The organism is Methanohalophilus sp. DAL1 (assembly GCF_001683555.1).
Classification (GTDB): Archaea; Halobacteriota; Methanosarcinia; order Methanosarcinales; family Methanosarcinaceae; genus Methanohalophilus; species Methanohalophilus euhalobius.
This window is the reverse complement of the sequence record NZ_MAFX01000033.1, coordinates 1-20,936: the sequence shown is the minus strand read 5'-3', so window position 1 is coordinate 20,936 and position 20,936 is coordinate 1. Positions and strand designations below refer to the sequence as shown.

34 protein-coding genes and 1 pseudogene are annotated in these 20,936 nt (G+C 43.3%); 1 reads left to right on the top strand and 34 read right to left on the bottom strand.

Translation table 11 applies throughout. From position 1 onward, the window contains the following. Positions 1–9: 9 nt before the first annotated feature. From A9957_RS06805 to rpl3p, 28 genes are all read right to left on the bottom strand, one after another. Positions 10–1,038, bottom strand: coding sequence for an RNA-guided pseudouridylation complex pseudouridine synthase subunit Cbf5 (locus tag A9957_RS06805; RefSeq protein WP_292343619.1), 1,029 nt, complete (start codon positions 1,036–1,038; stop codon positions 10–12). Then, the gene (gene cmk, locus A9957_RS06800; RefSeq protein WP_292343617.1) at positions 1,019–1,558 is read right to left on the bottom strand and encodes a (d)CMP kinase; all 540 of its coding nucleotides are present in this window, start codon (positions 1,556–1,558) and stop codon (positions 1,019–1,021) included. The genes A9957_RS06805 and cmk overlap by 20 nt, the downstream gene beginning before the upstream one ends. Further along, a complete protein-coding gene (locus A9957_RS06795) occupies positions 1,559–2,197 on the bottom strand; it encodes a DUF106 domain-containing protein (RefSeq protein ID WP_292343615.1) in 639 nt (212 codons plus the stop codon). It abuts the gene before it with no gap. 12 nt (positions 2,198–2,209) lie between these two features. Beyond that, positions 2,210–2,860, bottom strand: coding sequence for an adenylate kinase (locus tag A9957_RS06790; protein WP_105459983.1), 651 nt, complete (start codon positions 2,858–2,860; stop codon positions 2,210–2,212). Positions 2,861–2,877: 17 nt separating this feature from the next. Beyond that, on the bottom strand, positions 2,878–4,356 hold the full coding sequence (secY, locus tag A9957_RS06785; protein ID WP_292343613.1) for a preprotein translocase subunit SecY: 1,479 nt from the start codon (positions 4,354–4,356) through the stop codon (positions 2,878–2,880). Positions 4,357–4,443: 87 nt separating this feature from the next. Further along, positions 4,444–4,878 carry an uL15m family ribosomal protein gene (locus A9957_RS06780; RefSeq protein ID WP_096711747.1) on the bottom strand — a complete coding sequence of 145 codons (435 nt, stop codon included), beginning with the start codon at positions 4,876–4,878 and terminating at the stop codon, positions 4,444–4,446. Between the two features lie 4 nt (positions 4,879–4,882). Continuing rightward, the gene (locus A9957_RS06775; protein WP_096711748.1) at positions 4,883–5,344 is read right to left on the bottom strand and encodes a 50S ribosomal protein L30; all 462 of its coding nucleotides are present in this window, start codon (positions 5,342–5,344) and stop codon (positions 4,883–4,885) included. A gap of 2 nt (positions 5,345–5,346) precedes the next feature. Beyond that, the gene (locus A9957_RS06770; protein ID WP_096711749.1) at positions 5,347–5,982 is read right to left on the bottom strand and encodes a 30S ribosomal protein S5; all 636 of its coding nucleotides are present in this window, start codon (positions 5,980–5,982) and stop codon (positions 5,347–5,349) included. A gap of 9 nt (positions 5,983–5,991) precedes the next feature. Beyond that, on the bottom strand, positions 5,992–6,513 hold the full coding sequence (locus A9957_RS06765) for a 50S ribosomal protein L18 (RefSeq protein ID WP_072561679.1): 522 nt from the start codon (positions 6,511–6,513) through the stop codon (positions 5,992–5,994). A gap of 46 nt (positions 6,514–6,559) precedes the next feature. Next, positions 6,560–7,006 (bottom strand): 50S ribosomal protein L19e, encoded by a 447-nt coding sequence (locus tag A9957_RS06760; RefSeq protein WP_096711750.1) that lies wholly within the window; start codon positions 7,004–7,006, stop codon positions 6,560–6,562. A gap of 1 nt (position 7,007) precedes the next feature. Continuing rightward, complete coding sequence (locus A9957_RS06755; protein WP_096711751.1) at positions 7,008–7,433, bottom strand: 50S ribosomal protein L32e; 426 nt, start codon at positions 7,431–7,433, stop codon at positions 7,008–7,010. Positions 7,434–7,447: 14 nt separating this feature from the next. Beyond that, the gene (locus A9957_RS06750) at positions 7,448–7,978 is read right to left on the bottom strand and encodes a 50S ribosomal protein L6 (RefSeq protein WP_096711752.1); all 531 of its coding nucleotides are present in this window, start codon (positions 7,976–7,978) and stop codon (positions 7,448–7,450) included. A gap of 18 nt (positions 7,979–7,996) precedes the next feature. Beyond that, positions 7,997–8,389, bottom strand: coding sequence for a 30S ribosomal protein S8 (locus A9957_RS06745; RefSeq protein ID WP_013037792.1), 393 nt, complete (start codon positions 8,387–8,389; stop codon positions 7,997–7,999). An 11-nt stretch (positions 8,390–8,400) separates the two neighbouring features. Then, complete coding sequence (locus A9957_RS06740; protein ID WP_013037793.1) at positions 8,401–8,553, bottom strand: 30S ribosomal protein S14; 153 nt, start codon at positions 8,551–8,553, stop codon at positions 8,401–8,403. Next, positions 8,553–9,050 (bottom strand): 50S ribosomal protein L5, encoded by a 498-nt coding sequence (locus A9957_RS06735; RefSeq protein ID WP_096711920.1) that lies wholly within the window; start codon positions 9,048–9,050, stop codon positions 8,553–8,555. The genes A9957_RS06740 and A9957_RS06735 overlap by 1 nt, the downstream gene beginning before the upstream one ends. Positions 9,051–9,054: 4 nt before the next feature. Continuing rightward, positions 9,055–9,765 carry a 30S ribosomal protein S4e gene (locus A9957_RS06730; RefSeq protein ID WP_096711753.1) on the bottom strand — a complete coding sequence of 237 codons (711 nt, stop codon included), beginning with the start codon at positions 9,763–9,765 and terminating at the stop codon, positions 9,055–9,057. A 4-nt stretch (positions 9,766–9,769) separates the two neighbouring features. After that, a complete protein-coding gene (gene rplX / locus A9957_RS06725) occupies positions 9,770–10,123 on the bottom strand; it encodes a 50S ribosomal protein L24 (protein ID WP_096711754.1) in 354 nt (117 codons plus the stop codon). Positions 10,124–10,133: 10 nt separating this feature from the next. Further along, entirely contained in the window at positions 10,134–10,532 is a 399-nt protein-coding gene (locus A9957_RS06720) for a 50S ribosomal protein L14 (RefSeq protein WP_105459980.1), read from the bottom strand. Beyond that, on the bottom strand, positions 10,529–10,858 hold the full coding sequence (locus A9957_RS06715; protein WP_105459979.1) for a 30S ribosomal protein S17: 330 nt from the start codon (positions 10,856–10,858) through the stop codon (positions 10,529–10,531). Before A9957_RS06715 ends, A9957_RS06720 begins: the two co-directional genes overlap by 4 nt. Before the next feature lie 5 nt (positions 10,859–10,863). After that, positions 10,864–11,172, bottom strand: a complete 309-nt coding sequence (gene rnp1 / locus A9957_RS06710) for a ribonuclease P protein component 1 (RefSeq protein ID WP_105459978.1) — start codon at positions 11,170–11,172, stop codon at positions 10,864–10,866. Between the two features lies 1 nt (position 11,173). Then, positions 11,174–11,377 carry a 50S ribosomal protein L29 gene (rpmC, locus tag A9957_RS06705; RefSeq protein ID WP_105459977.1) on the bottom strand — a complete coding sequence of 68 codons (204 nt, stop codon included), beginning with the start codon at positions 11,375–11,377 and terminating at the stop codon, positions 11,174–11,176. Continuing rightward, a complete protein-coding gene (locus tag A9957_RS06700) occupies positions 11,377–12,321 on the bottom strand; it encodes a 30S ribosomal protein S3 (protein ID WP_292343611.1) in 945 nt (314 codons plus the stop codon). Before A9957_RS06700 ends, rpmC begins: the two co-directional genes overlap by 1 nt. A gap of 1 nt (position 12,322) precedes the next feature. Beyond that, positions 12,323–12,778: a 50S ribosomal protein L22 gene (locus A9957_RS06695; protein ID WP_072359999.1), complete on the bottom strand. Its 456-nt coding sequence runs from the start codon at positions 12,776–12,778 to the stop codon at positions 12,323–12,325. A gap of 11 nt (positions 12,779–12,789) precedes the next feature. Continuing rightward, positions 12,790–13,203 carry a 30S ribosomal protein S19 gene (locus tag A9957_RS06690; protein ID WP_096711759.1) on the bottom strand — a complete coding sequence of 138 codons (414 nt, stop codon included), beginning with the start codon at positions 13,201–13,203 and terminating at the stop codon, positions 12,790–12,792. A gap of 13 nt (positions 13,204–13,216) precedes the next feature. Beyond that, positions 13,217–13,930 (bottom strand): 50S ribosomal protein L2, encoded by a 714-nt coding sequence (locus A9957_RS06685; RefSeq protein ID WP_096711760.1) that lies wholly within the window; start codon positions 13,928–13,930, stop codon positions 13,217–13,219. Positions 13,931–13,941: 11 nt separating this feature from the next. Further along, positions 13,942–14,190 carry a 50S ribosomal protein L23 gene (locus A9957_RS06680; protein ID WP_096711761.1) on the bottom strand — a complete coding sequence of 83 codons (249 nt, stop codon included), beginning with the start codon at positions 14,188–14,190 and terminating at the stop codon, positions 13,942–13,944. Continuing rightward, positions 14,187–14,948, bottom strand: coding sequence for a 50S ribosomal protein L4 (gene rpl4p / locus A9957_RS06675; protein WP_096711762.1), 762 nt, complete (start codon positions 14,946–14,948; stop codon positions 14,187–14,189). Before rpl4p ends, A9957_RS06680 begins: the two co-directional genes overlap by 4 nt. Positions 14,949–14,953: 5 nt before the next feature. Continuing rightward, positions 14,954–15,967 (bottom strand): 50S ribosomal protein L3, encoded by a 1,014-nt coding sequence (gene rpl3p / locus A9957_RS06670; RefSeq protein ID WP_292343609.1) that lies wholly within the window; start codon positions 15,965–15,967, stop codon positions 14,954–14,956. A gap of 403 nt (positions 15,968–16,370) precedes the next feature. On the opposite strand from rpl3p, the gene A9957_RS06665 reads away from it, so the two are divergent. Beyond that, on the top strand, positions 16,371–17,396 hold the full coding sequence (locus A9957_RS06665; protein ID WP_292343607.1) for a methyltransferase domain-containing protein: 1,026 nt from the start codon (positions 16,371–16,373) through the stop codon (positions 17,394–17,396). Here the strand turns inward: A9957_RS06665 and A9957_RS06660 are convergent. From A9957_RS06660 to A9957_RS06635, 6 genes and pseudogenes are all read right to left on the bottom strand, one after another. Further along, the gene (locus A9957_RS06660) at positions 17,393–17,764 is read right to left on the bottom strand and encodes a response regulator transcription factor (RefSeq protein ID WP_105459974.1); all 372 of its coding nucleotides are present in this window, start codon (positions 17,762–17,764) and stop codon (positions 17,393–17,395) included. The genes A9957_RS06665 and A9957_RS06660 overlap by 4 nt on opposite strands. A gap of 34 nt (positions 17,765–17,798) precedes the next feature. Further along, positions 17,799–18,347, bottom strand: coding sequence for an Hsp20/alpha crystallin family protein (locus A9957_RS06655; protein WP_258082523.1), 549 nt, complete (start codon positions 18,345–18,347; stop codon positions 17,799–17,801). A 59-nt stretch (positions 18,348–18,406) separates the two neighbouring features. Beyond that, complete coding sequence (locus A9957_RS06650; protein ID WP_292343605.1) at positions 18,407–18,622, bottom strand: hypothetical protein; 216 nt, start codon at positions 18,620–18,622, stop codon at positions 18,407–18,409. A 73-nt stretch (positions 18,623–18,695) separates the two neighbouring features. Then, a complete protein-coding gene (locus A9957_RS06645) occupies positions 18,696–19,475 on the bottom strand; it encodes a winged helix-turn-helix domain-containing protein (RefSeq protein WP_292343604.1) in 780 nt (259 codons plus the stop codon). A 22-nt stretch (positions 19,476–19,497) separates the two neighbouring features. Beyond that, positions 19,498–20,385 (bottom strand): HD domain-containing protein, encoded by an 888-nt coding sequence (locus tag A9957_RS06640; RefSeq protein WP_292343602.1) that lies wholly within the window; start codon positions 20,383–20,385, stop codon positions 19,498–19,500. 39 nt (positions 20,386–20,424) lie between these two features. Then, a pseudogene (locus A9957_RS06635) lies at positions 20,425–20,936 on the bottom strand (hypothetical protein); the annotation flags it as partial.

The following is a 20,936-nucleotide window of genomic DNA, read 5'->3' as shown; positions in this document are numbered from 1 at the left end:
AATATGATTTCATGTACGCTGCATACGTTTTGCATTCCAGCGACTCGGATAAACATCGGCATCCATTATTACTCTTTCGGTGATAGCAGCAATTCCGCTGGAGAAATCCAGGATTTCAGAGGAGTCCATTGATGCTTTTGCAAGAGCAACAACTTCACCTTTCAAACTAAAAACGGCAACATCACCCTCTTTTTGGACATCAGAATCGAGACCGACAATACCCGGTACTGTAAGTGCTGCCCCATGACAAATCGCACTCACGGCGGAATCACGGATTGTGATGTGCGGCAGGTGTACAAGGGCTTCCTCCATTGGTCTGATAATACGACGCAAGTGCTCTTCATCACCATTTTCCTGCCAGAATACAAAAGCGTCTTTCAGGTCATGCAAAGTGACAAGTGATGACTCATTAAATGGTCCTGTGCCAATCCTTCTGAGCTGTTGCATATGGGCCCCACAACCAATCACAAGCCCGATATCATGACAGAGTTTGCGTATATAGGTTCCTGCCTCACATCTAACCCTGAAAAGGACAAGATTGTCTTCAACTTCCAGCACATCCAGGGAATAGATATTGCGTGTCCTGATAGCACGCTTGACAGCCGAAACTACAGGAGGGGTCTGGTATATAGGACCGGTAAATTCATCGCAGACCTTCCGCACACGTTCTTCAGGAACATTTACATGGAGGCGCATAAGACAGATGTATTCCTTGGCTGAAAGGCGAAGTGCTGAGACCGCTTTTGTTGCCTTACCCAGCATAATCGGCAATACACCTGTCACCCGTGGATCCAGTGAACCTGAATGCCCTGCTCTGGGGAGTTCAAGCATATCCCTGACCCACGCAGTAACCTCATGACTTGTAGGCCCGGCGGGTTTGTCAAGGTTTACCACTCCCATTCTGATGTAAAAAGAGAGAGGACGTTTAATAGGAGGAAAACCATATGACGGATTTGTATGAGCATTTGCCTTGAGAATATATTCCCTTTGTCGGGTTAAATCGTAATCAACATTAATATTATTCGTTAAAAAACCCACCCAGATTATCAATTGCAGTCTTTAATATATCACATATCTGGTATTGGTTCCAGCGGTTTGACTCGATCACCATATCATAGATTGATAGGTCATTTATATCTATATCATAAATTTCGCGATATCTCAAAGCTTCGCAAGATTCCCTTTCTATTGTTTCGTTAAGTTTTGCTTCAAAAGAAGAACCTTCACGCCCGACGATACGTTCAACACGAACCTTTCGGGATGCTTTGAGCCATATACACAATGCTTCATCACCTGCCACATGACCGGCCAGCCTGCCCTCCAGAATAATGTTATCCCGGCTTAAAGCAATATCTTGCTGCCTCTCATCAATCATCCTGTCTATTGCAGGATCGGATTCGGCAAGTTTTCCAAATTCACCCAGACTCATAGAATGCTCTTTTGCAAGGTTGCGGAAAACGTCACCTGCTGAAATCATTTCGATGGCGTAATATGAGGCAAGCATCCGGGATACAGTGGTGGTTCCACTGCCCGGAAGACCGCTTATCGTAACAAGCATTCACGCGCCACCGATATCCAGAGCCTTTCGTACAACCTGACTGATAGCCAGAGAAGTGATAAAATACCAGAATATCCAGTACTGGATAGGCCCGATTATAGGAGTTGTTAATAGTGTCTCTCCCATAAAGGGGAAGGTCAGTACAGCACCACCATGTTCACTTATATAGTAATATGCCCACATGAAAAGGGGAAGGGAAATGATACTAATATAGGCCATGGGCTTGAACTGTTGCTTGGACATTTCCATCTGGTCAGACATCATTTCTTTACGCTGCTCATCCAGTTTATTGATCATGTAATTGTTCTGGGCCAACTGTGCTTCGCGATACTCCTTCTGGAAAGCCTTCATACGTTCCTGAGTACTACGCATAAGTTCCCAGTCAATAGTATATTTCTGAATAAGAGAAGCATAAAGAGCAGTAATGGCAGCCATGATAAAAAGCATAACATGAAAATTACTTTCACCAACCAGCATAATGATTGGATCCATTATAATTCCCACAACCGATCCAACTATTTCTCTGCCTTCCTGTCCAATCAGAACGATTGCAAGCATAAGGGATATACCTACAGCTATGACAAATCTTTCAAGCAGCTGTTTTAATTTTGCATTTTCCAAGGCAACCATCACCGACATTTTTCATTAAATTCAATTCACATATTTATCAAGGACATCACGAATATCATCAAATACATCCTTTATGTCCTTTTCGCCATTGATATGCACTACTAAATTCTTATTAGCATAATAATCTATCAATGGCTGTGTCTTATTTTTATAGGATTCAAGACGCTGGCGAATGACTTCTTCCTTATCATCATCACGCTGGTACAATTGGCCACCACAGGAATCACATACGCCTTCATTTTGTGGAGGATTAAACCTGATGTGATAACTTTCGCCACATTTACACATGTAACGACCTGAAAGACGTCCTACAAGTTCTTCATCCGGAACATCAATATTCAACACAACATCCAGTGGCATTCCTATTTTTTCAAGAATACCATCCAGGGCATCAGCCTGTGGTATAGTACGTGGATAACCATCTAACAGGTAACCTTTCTTGCAATCAGGTTCAGCCAGACGATTCTTAATAATACCAATCAGAACTTCATCAGGCACAAGTTCTCCGCGGTTCATATATTGTTCTGCTTCTTTGCCAAGTTTGGTACCTTCCTTTACATTGGCCCTGAGGATATCCCCCGTGGATATATGGGGAATATCATAGTAATTGGAAAGTTCTTTGGCCTGAGTACCTTTTCCGGCACCCGGTGGCCCAAATAACACCACATTCATATTTTTACTTCCTGATATTATTCCTGTCCGAAGAAAGACCGCATCATTGGATGCATTTCCATCATTTGTTCAGAAGCTATATCCTCATACAATCTATATATGATACTTACTGTCAGCAAAAGACCAGTACCGCCTGCTCCTCCAATGGTACCAAGCATACTGGCAACCAATGTAAGAGCACCTATAAATGCACCACCAATTACCGTAACCTTTGGTATGTAACGCTCCATCACTTTTTCGATACTGCCAATATTTCTTCTGAAACCGGGAATCTGCATTCCTGAATTGAACACTTTTTTGGCCGTGGGTTTGGCACCCATTCCTGTAGTCTCTATCCAGAACAGTGCAAAGATGATACCACCAGCAATCAACATAAATGCGTCTACAAATACATGGAGGCCAATCTGCCAGAGTTCAGGGGCAGCCACACCATAACCGGTAAAGGTTTCCTGTACTAAAGAAGGAATCCAGTCATAAGGGCTATTTAGAGGTGCCAGGTAATACATTAACCCATTTATAGGGGTTGAACCGGAGTATTCTCCGAGGAACGTAATACCACGACCTGCAAGCATAAGACCAATTAACTGTATGTTTGCCTGTAGTGCCCTGACAAGAATCATCGGCAGAACTGAAGCATAGATAAGTTTCACAGGGAAACGACCTCTTGCCCCTTTCACAGAACTATGCGCAAGAGGGATCTCAATACGGGTACTTTCTGCATATACAACCAAAAAGAAGATTGCAACTGTAGTGATAAGTGCCAATATTCCACCCTGTATCAGGATGAACATTAAGCCGTCACCCGAGAAAAGGTAATCTGCCCCTACATTCTGAATTATATAAATCCATTTGGGAATGATACCGGCAGGTAAACCGGATGAATCAGGCACCCAGTTAATTAAACCGGTTACAATCTGCTGCGAAACACCCGCAACAATGAAAAGACCTACACCGGATCCAATACCCCACTTGGAAACGATTTCGTCCATAAAGAGGATCAATACTCCACCCACACATATCTGGAGGAATATCAGGAATGTAATTACTCCCAGACCCACTCCCAGAGATGCGGCAATACCAGCATCGGGTTGAATATAACCTCCAAGAATCTGAGGCAACGCCTCAAGGACAATCATAACAAATACAAGGAATTTTTGTGCACCCTGGAAAAAGGCTTGATCCCGGGGATCTGACATATCAAGTTTTATAATATCTGCACCGGTGAGAAGCTGAAGAACAATGGATGCAGTAACAATAGGCCCAATACCAAGAAGCATCAAAGAACCAGAAGCTCCAGCAAAGAAAGCCCTGTATTGTTCGAATAGGTCAATGGATTCCGAGGAAAGCCCAAACAGAGGTACATTTGCAAGAGCAAAGTACAGCATGAGGATCCCCAGAGTCCACAGCAGTTTATTCTTGAAGTGAATATGCCCTTGTGGACTTGCCACAGCAGGTAATCTGTTAAAAAACGGTTCTAAACTTTCCTTAAAGCTCATCAATTACACCTTTTGCTGGGTTCCAATATTGTAATATATAAATGTAAATATATCGGACAGGTTAATAAGAGTAATGTCATTTAGACATTACTCTTCTATAGCAACACATGATCCGCCGGCTTCCTCGATCTTTGATCGGGCAGATCCGGAAAAACTGGATGCTGTAATTTCCATTTTTTTGTTAACCTTTCCTGAGCCCAGAACTTTTTCAATTTCCAGGTCTGCAAGATTGATTTTATAGATATCATCCTCAACATTTGCAAGACCATCCACTACAAGCTGGTCTGCAAGTTCATCAAGTTCACCCACATTAACAATGGAGACTTCATGAATTGATTTTAAAGGACGTTTGAATCCATACTTACCGTGAGTGTAACCACCCTGGAGTGCAAGGACAAAGTGGTGATTGACTTCCCCACATCTGCCACGCCCACCGCGGTTTCCAGCACCACGCCTGTTTTTGGTAGTACCGCCCCCGCAGGTTCTGGAACCCCTATACTTCTTTGTTTGAGTTTTACCCATGATTTCACCTCATCTTGTTGAGAAGAACATTGATGTTTCCATCATGGTTACCAAGTACCCCACCCTTCTGAGTAGGTCTCTTGATACCTGAATGACCTTTCCTTGGAGGATGCAACCTGAATACGGGTTTCAGACCTGGAACTGCGGAAAAACTGGCTTTGCCTTCAAAAACGGCTTCTGCAAAAGAAGCAATCGAATCAAAATCTGTATTTTCAGCAATGTATTCATCGGTAAGGGAAATCCCACCTTCAATTTTACCACGATTGGCAAGAATCTGGGCAAGGGTCTCCGCGTCAATCTTACCATAAGCCACGTAGTCCTTCACTTTTTGGATCATACCACTGTTATTGGGTGTCTCATCGAGTATCACACAGTGATTTATACGATTCAGACGAAGCATAGTTAATGTATCAGCAATTGTTTTCCTGACATTAACATTTCCACGCATTCTTATAACCGCATACATTTTCAGGCCTCCTTACATTCCGTTTTGAGAGGTTCCCTAATTGTACCGGTATGCTTGAGAGCATTGTAAGTTGCTTTGGCAAAATTGAGGGTAGTTCTGGTCTGACCTTCGGTCCTTGTCCAGACATCCTTGATACCAGCCTTTTCAAGCACTTTCCTTGCAGTGTCCCCTGCAGCAAGACCAAGACCCCTGGGAGCTGGTTTGAGTTCTACATTAACACTGCCTGCTTTGCCACGCACCTCGGAAGGAACAGTATGTGGAAGTCCACAACCACATTCCCAGGAACCACAGCCACGTTTTACACGAGTAATGTTCATCTTGGCATTGCGAATTGCCTTGCGGATAGCAGGTCCAACCTGTCCGTCTTTGGCCTGACCAAGACCCACATACCCGTCACCATTTCCTACAATAACTGTTGCCCTGAACTTGACACGTCTTCCAGAGTCAGTCATCCTCTGGACCATATTAATATCAAGTACTTCATCTTCAAGACCGGGTAACAGTATATCCACAATATTAGATTCCCTGATTGGCAAACCTGACTCAATAGCTTCATCCATGGAAGTTATCTGTCCTTCAGCTACCAGACTGCCAAGTCTTGTGAGGGGAACCCAATCTTCTTCATATTGATATGCCATATAACCACCTTAATTGAAATCCGAAAGGATCTTTTCTTTTGTCGCCTCGAAAACCTCTGGCAGATTTGATCCTTCAAGATATTCTGCCACATGTTCTCCACTTATGCGTTCATCTGATGGGAATACAGCAGGATTGTGCGGGATATCCATTCCGGAATCCACTACACCTTTAAGAGCTGCATAGACTTTACAACCGGCAGAGGGAGATTGTAATCCAATATCCAGAACACCTGTTTCATAGCCTTCAGCAAGCGCTTTATTTCCAAAAAGCAAGCCTGTAAGATAAGCCGCGGTGGTGTTGCTGGTAGATCCCTCATAACCGTATTTGCCCAATTCGCCTGAAATTGCGGAGACAAGAGTTTCGTCTCCTTCATTATTTGGAATTACCAGCTGTATCCTGACATTCCTAATACTTTTCCTAACAACAAGACGATTTTCTTTTGAAAGGAGCAGTCTCAGACGTTGGTGATAATCAGTACGCCCTTCCCTTCGTCTTCTGAAAGGAACTTTATAACGGGGGCCTGTTGCCATGATTTATCCTCCAACATATAATATGTAAATTCATTTTAATCAATACTCATTCATCTTTTCCGATATCGAGGTGAGCTTCAAGATGAGCAACACTTCTGTATTCCCCACCTTTGGCTTTCCTGTAAACCTTACAATAGGTGGATCTGTCGAGTGTACCATCATCACGAAGTTCTTTGAGCCTGCGACGAAGTGCACGGATCTTTTTCATCCATTGCTCTTTACTAGGGTTTCTTGCACCTTTCTTACCTTTCCTGGACCCATGACCCTTTCTATGGCCATATTTCCTCTTGGCATCCCTTGCACGAGCCCTGCCACGACTTACACCTTTTACCGGTACAGACTTAATATTACCACTTTCAACAAGTTCACGAATATCTTCCCTTGTGATCGCAGCAGCGATATCCTCCGATGCTTCGGGGTCAAGCCAGACACGGTTCAGTCCGCATCCTAAGACTTTAGATGCAATCCTGCGCTGGTTGGTGAGATCTGTCATCTCACTGACCTCCTTTGCGATTGAATATCTTTATACCCATTTCATCCGCTTTGGATTCAATAAGAGCTCTTTTCCTGCCGCCGACTTTACCAGATATACGGATTGCCTGTATGGAGGCATCGATATCATCCACATCAGCCGGATTGTGCACGAGCACCTCTACAAAGCCGGATGGATGTAATCCCTTTACTGTTCTGGGACTTCCATAACCTGCCTGTGCAATAGCACCCTTGGCAACATAATGTCTACGCAGTTTGCCCTGTAAACCTCTGGGACGTCTCCAGTTGGAATCAAGACGCTTGAATTTGTGGGAACCCGCTCTTTTGAAAGTGGGTTTTTTACTTTTCTGGATTCTGCGTACCTTGAAAAGCCTTTTATATTCGGCATCTTCGAAAAGCCCACATTTTAAATCAGTATTCTCTTCCATTAAGACCACCTATCTCAATTCTTCTCAATAAGATATAATCCGTCCTGGAATACACGGGGATCAAAAGCTTTGATGCGGGTAATCTGTTCCATATTGGAAGCAGTTTGTCCTACATCTTCCCTGTTGATACCAGTAATTGTCACTTCATCAGAGCTGGTTTTGACATTGGTTTCACCAATTATCCTGGAAACCCTTGCTCTTTTCTCACCAAGGAAATTATTGATAAGCAATTTATCTCCTTCCACTTTAAGCTGCATTGGAAAGTGAGAGTAAACGACTTTCATCTTATACTCAAAACCATTGACAACACCATCCATAAGATTGCTGATGTGAGATGCAAAAGTTCCAACCATTGCTTTTTGCCTTTTCCTTACGGACTGACAATCCACAGTTACTTCAGATTCATCAACGGTAATAGTGATCCCGGGATACCAGAGACGCTTTGTATTGGTTCCTTTTTCTCCTGAAGCTGTGAATACCTTATTTTCATAAGAAACTGTCACACCTTCAGGGATTGGGATTGCCTTTTTCGTTTCATTAACCATATCAACTTCCCCTTCTCATCAGTAGACAAACGAAAGGAGCTGGCCTCCGACATTCTGCTCACGTGCCTGGTACTGGGAGATTACCCCAGCTGGAGTCGTGAGAATTAATGTACCGAAGTTTCTTGCAGGAAGGAATTGCTTTTCCCATTTTTCGAGGTTGTCAGCACCTACTGAATGTCTGGGTTTAATAGCACCACATTTGTTTATCCTTCCGGCAAGTTCAACCTTATAGAGACCAGCTTTGCCGTCATCTTCAAACTCAAATTCACCGATATATCCGGACTCTTTCATTACTTTCAGGACGTTGCCAATCAGTTTTGATGCAGGTTTGACGGTACATTCCTGTTTACCTACGGATTCTGCATTCTTAATTACCGACAGAGCATCTGCAAGAGGATCTAATAATACCATAATCAATCACCTCATGTATATTTTTCAAAACCCATTTCATGGGCTACTTCCCTGAAACAATGCCTGCAAAGGTAGATGCCGTATTTACGGATCAATCCCTGCTTACGACCACATCTTCTGCACTCGCTGGCACCACGTCCAAAACTTTTCTTGGTTTGTACCATTATACGACCTCCACCGCATATTTCTCCTTGAAGAATGAAATTGAATCATCCTTTGTTATTTTATGTGAACTGGAGATTTTGTGTTTAGAAGCACGCCTTTTCTTGACCCTGTAACCCGGACGGTTTACTATGACATTTATGTCCATTCCAAAGATACCGATATTCGGATCGTATCTCATTCCAGGGAAATCAGTGTGCTCCTCGATTCCGAAAGCCACGTTTCCATCATTATCAAACTGGGAAGCAGAAAGTTTTTTTTCAATAATGTTAATCGACGTTGAAAGAAAATCTTCTGCATTCTTTCCCCTGAGGGTTACTTTACATCCTATTGGTTCATGCTTTTTGATACCAAAGGAAGGCATGGTTCTTCTGGAATAACATCTGACAACTCCCTGTCCGGTAATAGTTGACAATATTCCTTCTGCATCCACAAGATGCTGACCACTCTCTCCTACACCCATATGGACAACTACTTTGTCAACTCTGGGATCTTTCATGGGATTAGTCAATCAGCTCACCACCCATTGTAATTTCAGGTTCGTTTTCGCCAATTACAAAAACATAATCCTCAATTGTTTCAAAATCGGTTTCTCCTGAAATGGAAACCGTATTCTTCTTGGAACTGAGAACGGTGTTTATCTCGGCGATCTTCCCGACCTCTCCGGTGTGGCTACCGCCTACAATAAGGGCAAGATTACCTTCTTTGTATTCGATGTGCTTGAGGATCTCTTTATCAGGAATGGACATCACTACAGAATCCTTCCTGTTGTAATCGTTTGATCCGAGCACATTGGACCCGTCGTCCAGATTAAGCTGTAACTTGCCACCTTTTATGCAGGTCTTTCCGTCGATCCTGCAAAGTTTCTTATCCTCAACACCTTCCATTTTCTGGAGGGAAAGCCTTCCCATTCTGTCAAGCAAAACCCTGTATGAAGTGTTATCGGAAGGTATGGTAATAATATCCATTATCCCTACGGGAAAACGAACATCTTTCCGTACTACACCGTCAACCAGAACTTTCCCTTCGGAAAGGACTCTTTTTGCCTCTGCCCTGTTATCCACTATGCCAAGCATATCACGCAGCACTACGGCAAGAGGTACGCTCTGGTCTTTGCTGTGAGGGCCTGGCCTGGTAGAGGTTATCCATTTCCTAGATTTCTTGGATATCTGCCAGCTCTTCGGGACAGATATTCTCTTTTGATGTTTGCCCACACTATCACCTGCTCTTTAGTAATCTTGATTCTCTCTGCTTATCTTTCAAATCCAGTGATGTAATCATTACATTTGACGGATAAAGCGGCCTGGGCACTTCAGTCCCATCTGCCTTGGTGACGTAGATGCCCTCAATCACAATCATTCCACTTTTTAAAGAAGCACCTTCTACCAATCCTTTTGTTCCTGCATGGTCACCACGCATTACCTGTACAGTATCGCCTACCGCTACAGTTGTGTTGCGTCCATACTTGGAACGCAGGTCCTGGGAAAGAGGAGCCTTCATGTATTTTTGTTTGACGTGAAGAGGGGCAGTGCCACGTGCCTTTCTCTGTTTTCTTGGCTGTTTTGACACCATATTGATTACCTCACACAATCATTGATGCTGTAGTCCCTATCTTGGGGAAACGTTCTGCGACTTCCCTGGCAATAGGGCCCTTAATGTCTGTTCCTTTGGGGAAACCGGTGGGATCTGTAATTACCACTGCGTTATCCTCAAAGCTAACCCGGGTTCCATCCGGCCTGCGGAATTCTTTTTTCTGCCTGACAACTACTGCGTGGAGAATCTGTCTTCTCATTTCAGGAGTTCCTTTCTTGACAGAGACAACACACATATCACCTAGACCTGCTTTTGGCTGACGGTTTTTCACACCACGGTATTTCTTGACAGAAATAATTTCCACAGTCCTTGCACCGGTATTGTCGACACAGTCGATACGTGCACCGGCATTAAGGCATTTAGAGACACTGGAACGCATTCCTTTCATACCTGTGCCTCCGCCTTAACAACTACGTAAGATTTGGTCTTGCTCAGGGGACGGCATTCTGCTATTGTTACAATGTCCCCTTCCTTTGCATCAATGCAAGGAGGATTATGAGCATGTATCTTTGACTGACGTTTCTCGTACCTCTGGTACTTATTGATGAATTTATCATATTTTCGCTGGATTACAACTGTCCTGTCCATACTGTCACTAACTACCTTTCCAGACAACACCTGTCCCCTTACGGGAAGAGTGCCATGGAAAGGACAATTTACGTCGTCACATTCTTCGGAAGGTTCAGGAACATTCAATCCAATGTTTCGTGCCATGATTATTACCTCATGCGTAATTTCCTGATATTCTTGGTCCTGTTTTCGGGTTGTGAGAGCAAGAGGGTGCCCCCGACCTCTACTGATGTGGCCGGGGAACATCCAGAACCAACTGGAAGATGAAACACAAATGTGGAACCTTTTTTTGGTACTTGTTTTTCGTACATATCCTCGACCTCGATTACCAACATGTTCCGTGTCTCATCAACTACTTTTCCATTAATACCTGCAAGATATTGATTGGTAGAATCAACCACCTCAACCATCAATCCTATCAATTCGTGATAGATCAGGTTTTGGGGTGATATATCCAATTTATATCTCCTTCATTTCTCTCTGGATGGTTTTTATTCTCGCAATCGTCCTCTTAAGTTCCTTTATACGACCGGGATTTTCAGGCGCGCCACCTGCAGAGGAAAGGGCACGTTCCTTGATAAGCTCATTCATGAGTTTTTCAAGTTCATCCACTTTTTCATTGGGAGACATATCCCTGATTTCCTTTACACGAAGGATTGCCATCAGTTATCCCCCCTGTGAACACGTGCCATGGGATGCCAGTAATCATGTTCTTCATGCTTGTGCTGCCATACACCTTCAACAAGCCGGCGCTGCTCACCTGGAAGTTGTTCATCTTCCGGTTCCGGGACATTTTCTTCGGAGCCTTCGGTTGATTCAACTTCTTCGGATTCTGCTTTAATTTCCGGTTCTGCCTCAGGTACTTCTTCAGCAGCTTTTGCTTCTGTTGCTTCTTCTGTGGATTCGACATCCTCAGCTTCTGCAACTTCACCGGTTGCTTCTGCTTCCACAAGTTCTTCAACGCCAGCACTTTCAGCTTCTTCAGGAGGAACTTCTGCAACTGCCTCTTCCACAACCTCTTTCAGGTGGTAGGAATCTGGCAACACAGCACCCGGATGGATAATTCTCACTTTACAGCCAATTGTACCGAGTTTTTTAACGGCTACTGCGAACCCTTCGTCCACAATATCATCAACAGGTTTTCCTGCATGTTTGATATAGCCATTTACCATTTTCTCGACCCTTGACCTTGCACCAGTAACCTTTCCGGAGAGGATTATTTCACAACCAAGGGCACCGGAATTCATAATGGCACGCATTGCATTGTGACCTGCTTTCCTGAAATACCAGCCACGTTCAATGGAAGAAGCAAGCCTTGTTGCCATCATCTGGGCATTCAGTTCTGGCCTCTTTACTTCCTGTGCGTCAATCTGGGGGTTATCAAGATTATAAAGGCGCCCGACATCCCTTGTAAGCTTGCGGATGACCTTTCCGGCCTTGCCTATAACCATACCGGGTTTTTCAGAATAAACAACAATCTGTGTTCCCATAGGGGTTCGATTGATCTCCATGCCACCATAACCGGCCCGACTCAGCTGGTTTGCGAAATATTCGTCAAGCGAGGCTTTCACATAGCCGTCCTCAACAAATTTCTTCTCTACTGCCATTTTAGCGCACCTCGCTCAGAATAATTTCGATATTTACGGTTTCCGTATTCTTGGGGGTAGCCCTTCCACGAGCCCTGGGGCGCATTCCATGGATAACCCTACCTTTCTTTGTAGAAACATGGTTTATGTACATTTGAGAAGGATCAAGACCCTTGTATTCCGCATTGCTCTCAGCATTCTCTAAAAGTTTGAGAACTTCTGCAGCCACTTTTACAGGATAACGACCTGCCGCCATTGGACCTTTCTTGTGCCCCAGACTGTCATTGTGCCTCCTGAATGGTACAGCCCTTTTGAAATCAATTACCTCTCCAAGATAATTCTTTGCAGATGTAGTACGCATTCCTTTAAGCTCGCGACAGAGTTCGCGTGATTTCTTGGGAGAGATATGTAGCTCTGAACCCATAGCTCTGGCACTTGTTGCTGGCTCAAGTTCCGTTGAATAATCAATTCTTGCCATTAACAATCACCTTACTTAAGTGGTACGAATTTACTGGAACGGGTTGCACCAACACCAGCGCTTCCGTGGGAAACTCTGCCTCTTGTCTGTGCGAATTCTCCAAACCTGTGACCTACCATCTCAGGCTGTACATCTACACTTACGAATTCTTTACCGTTGTAAACTGCAATTTGCTTACCTACCATTTCAGGGAAAATTATCATTGACCTGTGGTGGGTTCGCACACTATCCTTTCCAGCCCTGTATTTCTCCAGGACTTTTTTATGCCCATCGGGAAGCCCACGGTGAATGGTCCTCCTTTCCCTTGCGGGAAGAAGTTCAGCGAATTGCTCAATACTCAATTCCTTGAGCTCATCCACAGATTTGCCCCGATAGGTATATTCTCCTTTCCTCTTTGGTAACCTTGATGAAGATTTTTTAGCCATATATACACCTCATTTAACGCTTTCCGGTCCTCCGGGCTGCAATCTGTCCTACCTTCCTGCCAGGCGGGGCGTTCCTGCCTACGGTAGTTGGTTTGCCGGGATGTTGCCTGTTACCTCCACCGAATGGGTGGTCAATAACATTCATTGCAATACCGGAAACTCTCGGATACTTGGCTGCCCTGGATCTCAACTTATGATACTTCTTACCGGCCTTCAGGAATGGTTTCTCGGCACGTCCGCCACCAGCAACAACCCCAATAGAGGCCCTGCATTTTGGATTCAGCCATTTCATTTCACCTGAAGGAAGCTGGACAACTGTCCTATTCCTTTCATGACCCACAAGGGTAGCATAGGCACCGGATGAACGAGCAAAAGCTCCACCATCGTTTGGTTTGGATTCTATGTTGCAGAGAGGTACGCCTTCCGGGATCTCAGCCAGCGGGAGGATGTTACCCTGTTTGATCTCTGCAGAGATACCGCATTCAATGCGATCTCCTACACCGATACTTTCCGGAACGAGAATTAAACGCTCTTCGCCACTTTCAAAGGAAACCCTTGCGATAGGCGCGGATCTTGCTGGATCATGGACAATTTCCACCACATCGGCAAAAATTGTGCTGCCTTCTTCAACTGAAGGATGTTTAAGAGCAGCTTTATAGCGATGTGAAGGTGCCCTGTATGTAGGTGTTCCACGACCCCTGTTCTGTGATATAATTCGTCTTGCCATAAATCAACACCTCACATCAAACCAATACGTGTAGCAATCTCATGTGCTGCATCTACTTCATCAAATGTGACAAGAGCCTTTTTTTCTCCCTTCATTGTTGTCGTTGTGCAAACGGACTTTACGGGAAAACCGTAGATCTTTGTCACATCTTCCTTGATCTGGCTCTTGTTGGCACGGGTATCGACAACAAACTGAAGTTTGTTATCCTCCATATGCGTCATAGCTTTTTCGGTGATGAACGGGTACTTAATAGCGTTCATATGAACATGTCCTCCAGACTGGATATTGCGGATTCTGTCCATACCGTCAGTCGTCCTGCCTTTGCACCGGGTGCAAGTAATTCAGTATAAAGTGAATCTACTGTTGTAACATCCACACCTGGCAGATTACGTGCCGAGCGGAATATTGGACTTTCTGAACCGGCAACGATCAGAACACTTTTCTTATGTTTGTATTTCCTTCCTCTCATCTTACCCTTACCGGCCCTGATGGAACGGCTGTCTTTGGCACGCAGGACATCATCATAAGCACCTGCTGCTTCGAGGAATTTAATAACTTCTGCTGTTTTCTCAACATCCTGCAGGGCATCTTCTGCTACAAGAGGCAGGGTAGCGTCACATACATGACCTCGTCCTTTCACGAGTTCTGCATTAATTGTAGCTGCTATTGCAGAGCGAACTGCAAGACGTTTCTCTTTTTTGTTAACCTTCTCTGTCCTGTCAGCTTCAGGTTTTGGTGGATGGGTACGCCTTCCGCCTACTGCCTGGGGAACTCTTGCAACCCGACTTCCGTTGACAAGCCTTGGAATCTGAGCAACCCCTCTCCCGGATCCCCAGGAGACTGCAGAAGTTTCCATTCCGGCATACATCTTGGGACCATAGGGCTGATACCTTTTAGACTGGGAAGAAAGCACGGTCCTTTTGATAAGGTCCGGCCTGTAAATCTCTTCGAAAACGTCGGGTAAGGTTATTTCACCTTTGGAATTACCTGAAATATCAAGAATATTTGCTGTGACCATCTATCTCACCCCTGCCGGGACTGTGTGTTTATATGCATAAGCTGGGGCTCTCCCACAGCAGATGTCTTTGGCCTGGTTGGTTCCCTGAGTCTGATAAGCCTCTTGGAAGGACCTGGGACAGTACCCTTTACAAGGATATAATCTCCGCCAACAAGGCCGTAGTTCACAAAGCCTCCTGCAGGATTTACTTCATCCACATCAGAAGATACTTTCAGGATACGCTTGTTATACTCGGTACGCTGATGGTAACCGGCCTGGCCCATTTGTGGAACTCTCCAGCTTACATGTGGTGGATTCCATGGCCCAAGAGTACCTACCTGACGCAGACTGCTCTGACGAGAGTGTTTGTTCTTTGCCAGCTGGATACCCCATCTTTTCACAGGTCCCTCAGTACCGTAGCCCCTTGTGATAGCGGCTACATCGATGATATTACCTTCCGAGAAGATATCAGAGATTCCAACCTTGCTGCCAAGTATGTACTTTGCATACTCAAACTTGGCTTTTACATCGGAACCGCTAATTGCAGTTTCCATAATATCCGCTTTCTTCTTGGGAATTCCCCTTACTGAAGAGGGGATTGTATATGTGATCACACGAATCTCGGAAACTTTCCCTTCTTCCACAAAGGAAGCCATATTTTCAAGTGATTTTTCTGTATCGTAATTTTTGGGAGTTTTTATCCTGCGTCCAATGTCGCCATCCAGATTTGCTGACCATGCCTCTGAAATTGTTTTTTCTCCATAAGGAGTATCCTTATAGGCACGTATTGCTGCAATACCGATCTGCGGTGTTTCGATAACAGTAACGGGTACGGCAATTTCAGCGCCTTCAGTCAAACTGTTTTTGGCGTCGTCAATCATAATTACATGGGTCATTCCGACCTTGTAACCTGCAAATCCCTGCAATTTTGGCTCACCTTCAGCCTCAGGCCATGACCTGAACCTCGGGATGTGGCTCTTTGCTCTTTTGCGTGGACTGAACGCTAGAGAACCTCGCCTTGGTCTATGTATTGTTGGCACTTGTATTCTCCTTGAGTTTTTTTATGTTCAATCGCTTACGCAGGTTGAATTAACAAAAAAGTGTGTTGGCTACCTATCAAGGTTTGAGCTCAACATGGATATTCTACGTTATGCGGATAGGAGCAGCAATACTGCAACATCATCACAAAAAGATTTACACATCTACCATCCACACATACACAACGCGCATGCATGGGGGCTTTCATTGAATTGGCCCACTGATGGTCTATGTTAAATCCTACATTTCCACACTTTTTGCCTACCTGCGAAGTATGTATCATCTACATACTATATTCTCAGCTTGGGCTGTATGATGTCATATTAGGTATATAAATGCTTTGGACCAAAAACAGTGATACAGGAAACAACACCTTTAAAAGCACCAATAAACCATTGGAATGCAATGAAAAACAAAGACAAATTCACCAAACCGATAAGTTCTGATCATGATGGATTACGCTTTGCTACTCCCGAAATTGTAGCAAAGTACCGGGCCAGAAGACTTAAATGTGACGTTCTGGCGGATATAAGTTGTGGTATCGGCGGACAGACCATTTTCTTTGCAAAGGAGTGCAAAAAAGTCTATGCCATAGAAATCGACCCTGTAAAGATAGAACATGCCAAAAAGAACTGCCAGTTATATGGAGTGGACAATGTCGAATTTATCTGTGGTGACGCCCTTGGCCCCGAAATAATACATAAACTTCCTGAACTCGATGTCGTGTTTTCTGATCCTGCAAGGCCCCCTAAAGAGAAGAGGCGCCTACTTTCAAGCATTACACCATCCATAGAAGATATGATTAATGCTTATTCATCCCGGGCAAAAGGATTCGCCTTTGAAGTACCCCCCCAGCTGACTCCAGAAAGAATTCCCTTTGATTGTGAAATGGAATACCTGTCCCTTAATGGCAAAATCAATCGCCTTACACTATACTTCAACCATCTCAAAAAATGCAATCGATCCGCCATCACACTTCCTTCCGAAGAATCATTGTGTGGCAGCGGGACAGGAGAAATCCCTGAATCGGAAATAATTAAAAAATTTGCATATGAACCAGAACCATCTGTTGTGAAAGCAGAGCTGTTGCCCGAACTTGCAGAAAAAATGAGAAAGGGAGATAATAGGACATATTTGTTCCGAATTGATTCGAAAAGGGCATTAATGACATCTGATGAAAAATTGAAGTCCCCCTTGCTTAAAAATCAGTATGTTGTGCTGGCAGAGACAAAGGTATCTGTTGAAGATATCAATAGGAAACTCAAAGAATTAAATGCCAAAAATGCATTGATAAGAGGAAAAATCGACCCTGACAATTACTGGAATTTCCGTAACCGTATAGAAACCGGATTAAATGGCGATAAGACAATTCATCTCTATATTACTGACAATTCTGCGATTATCTGCCAGCCACTTGTTGAAAAAGATTAATCCAGAAGGTTACAAACACATTCTATGAGTTCATCGTTGTCAAAGGGTTTGGTAATATAATCCTCAGCTTTGAGAATATCCAATCCCATCATTTTGTCAAAATCATGATTCCTGGCAGTCAGAAGAACAACTGGTAAATGTTCATACTTTTCTTTAATGCGGTGGAAAACTTCCCACCCATCCATACCCGGCATCATAACATCAAGAAGGACAAGGTCCGGCAGAGATGATTCAAGCATCAAAAGACATTCTTCCCCGCTGGAAGCACACGATGTAGAAATATCATTCAATTCCAACAAATTTTGAAGAAGGTCACGTAAATGCGCTTCGTCATCCACTACAAGTACTTTCTTCCCAAAACAATCCACCTGGTGCACCACCAAAATAAATTAATTAGAAGGGTTAATTAATTTTAATATCCACTCTCCCGGCTTCTTCCCTAACAGAAAAAATTACCTCAAGAACACCATTATGGAAAGTTGCTTTTGCACTATTAGGATCTACTTTTAGAGGCATTTCGAGAGTTTCGGAATATGTATAATATTTATTGGAAGCATTGATCTCCAGGTACTGGTCTGTTGCACAGACAGAAATATCATCTCTGGACATACCCGAAATTTCTGCGGTAACATACACTTGCCCGTCTATTTCAAGAACGTCTATCAGAGGCTTTTTCTCATCTATGGATACGGGACCATCTAAAGGATCAATTTCTTCTTCAAAATCATTATAATCAGATGGGATATTGCCAAATTCCCTGATTTCAGGATCCTCATTAGCACGTTGTGTAATAGAAAAACCATAAATGAAAGGCTCATCAGAGAATTCTTCTATACCTACTCCGAATCTCTGTATCATCTGTTCGATCATATCAGTAATATCACTGAAAGAATCATCACTGCCAGACGGATTGTTTCCTTTCTTTTTATCTGCCATATTGACCCGTTCCATAAATAGTAAATACTTGTCACTTAGATATATTTGGCCATAAAGCCGCACATGAGCAAGGATTACTTACCCTTGCGTTTATCGGCAGAAAGTAAATCAGATTTATAATATAATTCAGAAGAGCGCCGGGACAACCCATAATCCCTATCGCATTTTACCTCATCATCCATCTTATGGGATAGAGAAGAAAGGTCTTCGTGCAACTTTTTAGTTTTTTCTATCATATTTCTGAATTCTGCAATGTCGAGGGTTTTGGGCATCAAATTAACACTCTTCAAGCTTTAACTCCACCATTATCATATAAATACTATTTCGTTTCATGTATTAATAATCAACGCAGGACAATAGTAATCATTCCTTCTTTTGTGAATCAAAGCAACAGTATTCGAACAGGTCATGTCCCCACTTTACAGCTTCTTCACTGATACTGATAAGTTTATTGTGATCATATATTCCTTTCTGGTTAAGGAGGGACAACAGGAAAAACCCCTCCGCACAGACCATACTAACTACCGGCAAATCCTCCTCGTGGATATATATATTGGTATTACCTCTTCCAAAAAAAAACTCTGCCTCTTCACCATAATCTTCAGCAATGCGTTCATAGACATCATTGGAGAAAATCAGGTTTATCTCCACGCCTTTTTTAGCAAGTCCCATAAAATGATTGACATAATAAGGATGGAAATAAGAAGTGATGGCTGTAACATGCCGGCTTACAAACAAATAGTCTATCAATTCCTGAGGCGGATCAAAGAGAGAATTGATATCCGGTTCAATGACCTCTGAATCCTCCAGGTCACCCAGTCTTTCCATAAATTGCATTGGAAGGGTGGAAATATCCCTGGAAAACCAGTATTCCGGATTCTTTTCAAGTGTCCTGGTCAGTTTAAAAATCGGCAACATCTTCTGCACTACAATATTACCAAAAATAGACAGTTCATATTCATCATCTTTCTGTATAACAATATCATTATCTTTAAGAAGCTTTATCTGAGGGAGCACACCGGTTGATGTGACATCAAGAGCCTTATTGATAGCGGCCAGGTTACGGGGGCCATCTTTTAGATAGACAAGCAAGTTTTTCCGTTTTTCCGAGCGACATACAAGCTCGATTATAGATACACCCATATTAGTACCACAAAACAAAAAATCAAGCATCACTGAAAAACTGGTTGACACATTCTTTCAATTGTTTATACATTGGGCTATCGATAATACTATGAGGAGGGGATTCAAAGGACCGTAGCAATCGGTTATAATACCATTTATAAGATTCTTTTCCTACTACAAAATGATTCCATGTTATATTTCCATGAAATTTTTCCTCATCCCTCATATCCCTGATGCTGGCAAGTTTGCCGGCACAGAATAGGAGTTTGACATCCCTTCCAACACCATCAAGTGCCTTCAGGCAGGCTTCATTGCGCTCCTTCCACATATTTTCATCAACAGATAACAGGGAGGGATCATCTGTTTGGTCCAATTCAGATACTGCTCTTACAAAATTTACAACCGTCTCACCAAACTTATTCTCCACTTCAACCATATCTATTTTAGACTCTTTTTTGATCGAATGCAGCAGACCTGCAATTACAACTATATCAGGGGCACTGTTCTTTAAGAGGATGGATGCAACGTCCATTGGATGAGAGATATAGGGTGTCCTGGAACATCGTCTTGCTGTATCCCGATGTGCATTATAGGCAAACTCGAAAGCTTCAGGGATTGAAAGTACGAAATGTCCCGCTCGTGAGGAGGTCTCGTATTTCTCTTCCAGCTCCAGCAGATGAATCCGGAAGTTGGCTTTTCTGAGGTGTTCGTGTATGATGAGTTGCCCATTTTCATGAATCAATACTGACTGATAAGGTTCACTTTTCCATATACGCCTGGAAGGCACATCAGACCACTCGGCCATGTAGAAAAAGCGATCCGGCAATTCAGGAAGTTGTTCTCCTATTTCTGCGCTATGAACTATGACACCTGTTGGCTTTTTCTTAGAATCGGTACAATAAGTGGCTATATAATTTCTCAGATTCATGGTAAATCCCGTTTTTATATTAATATTATAGTAAAGGAATTAAACATTTCTTTTTACAATCCAGGAAGTAACTCTTACCCAGTTCTCAATTATTGATTCTTTCGGATCCAGCAAATAATCATAAGGAACATCTACACCCAAATTCAAAATATTGTCCAGTTGACCCATCTGGGAAAAAGCTACTTTCTTTGCACTGTTTTCAGGGATCAAACCCCACCTCAATTCATCGACAAGATGGAGAATAGAAGAAATCAATGCAACCATAACAGGATTACGTGAAATGTTCCTGAGATTGTCATAAAATGGACCTTTTTTGTTTTCCCCTTCAAGGGATGTCGAAACTTTCCAGAAGTATTTTTCATCAATCCCAAACCTATCAAGCCTTACGAGCATATCCCTCTGGGAAACAGTTGATATACCTGATTGCTGATCCAGGGCCTTTAAAAGGACCTGGTTTACACATTTACAGATCAGTTCACCAAGTTTGGAATGAGGACCTGCGTCAGTCAACTGCAGAGAAGCAGAATCATTGGATACAATTGCCATCATAT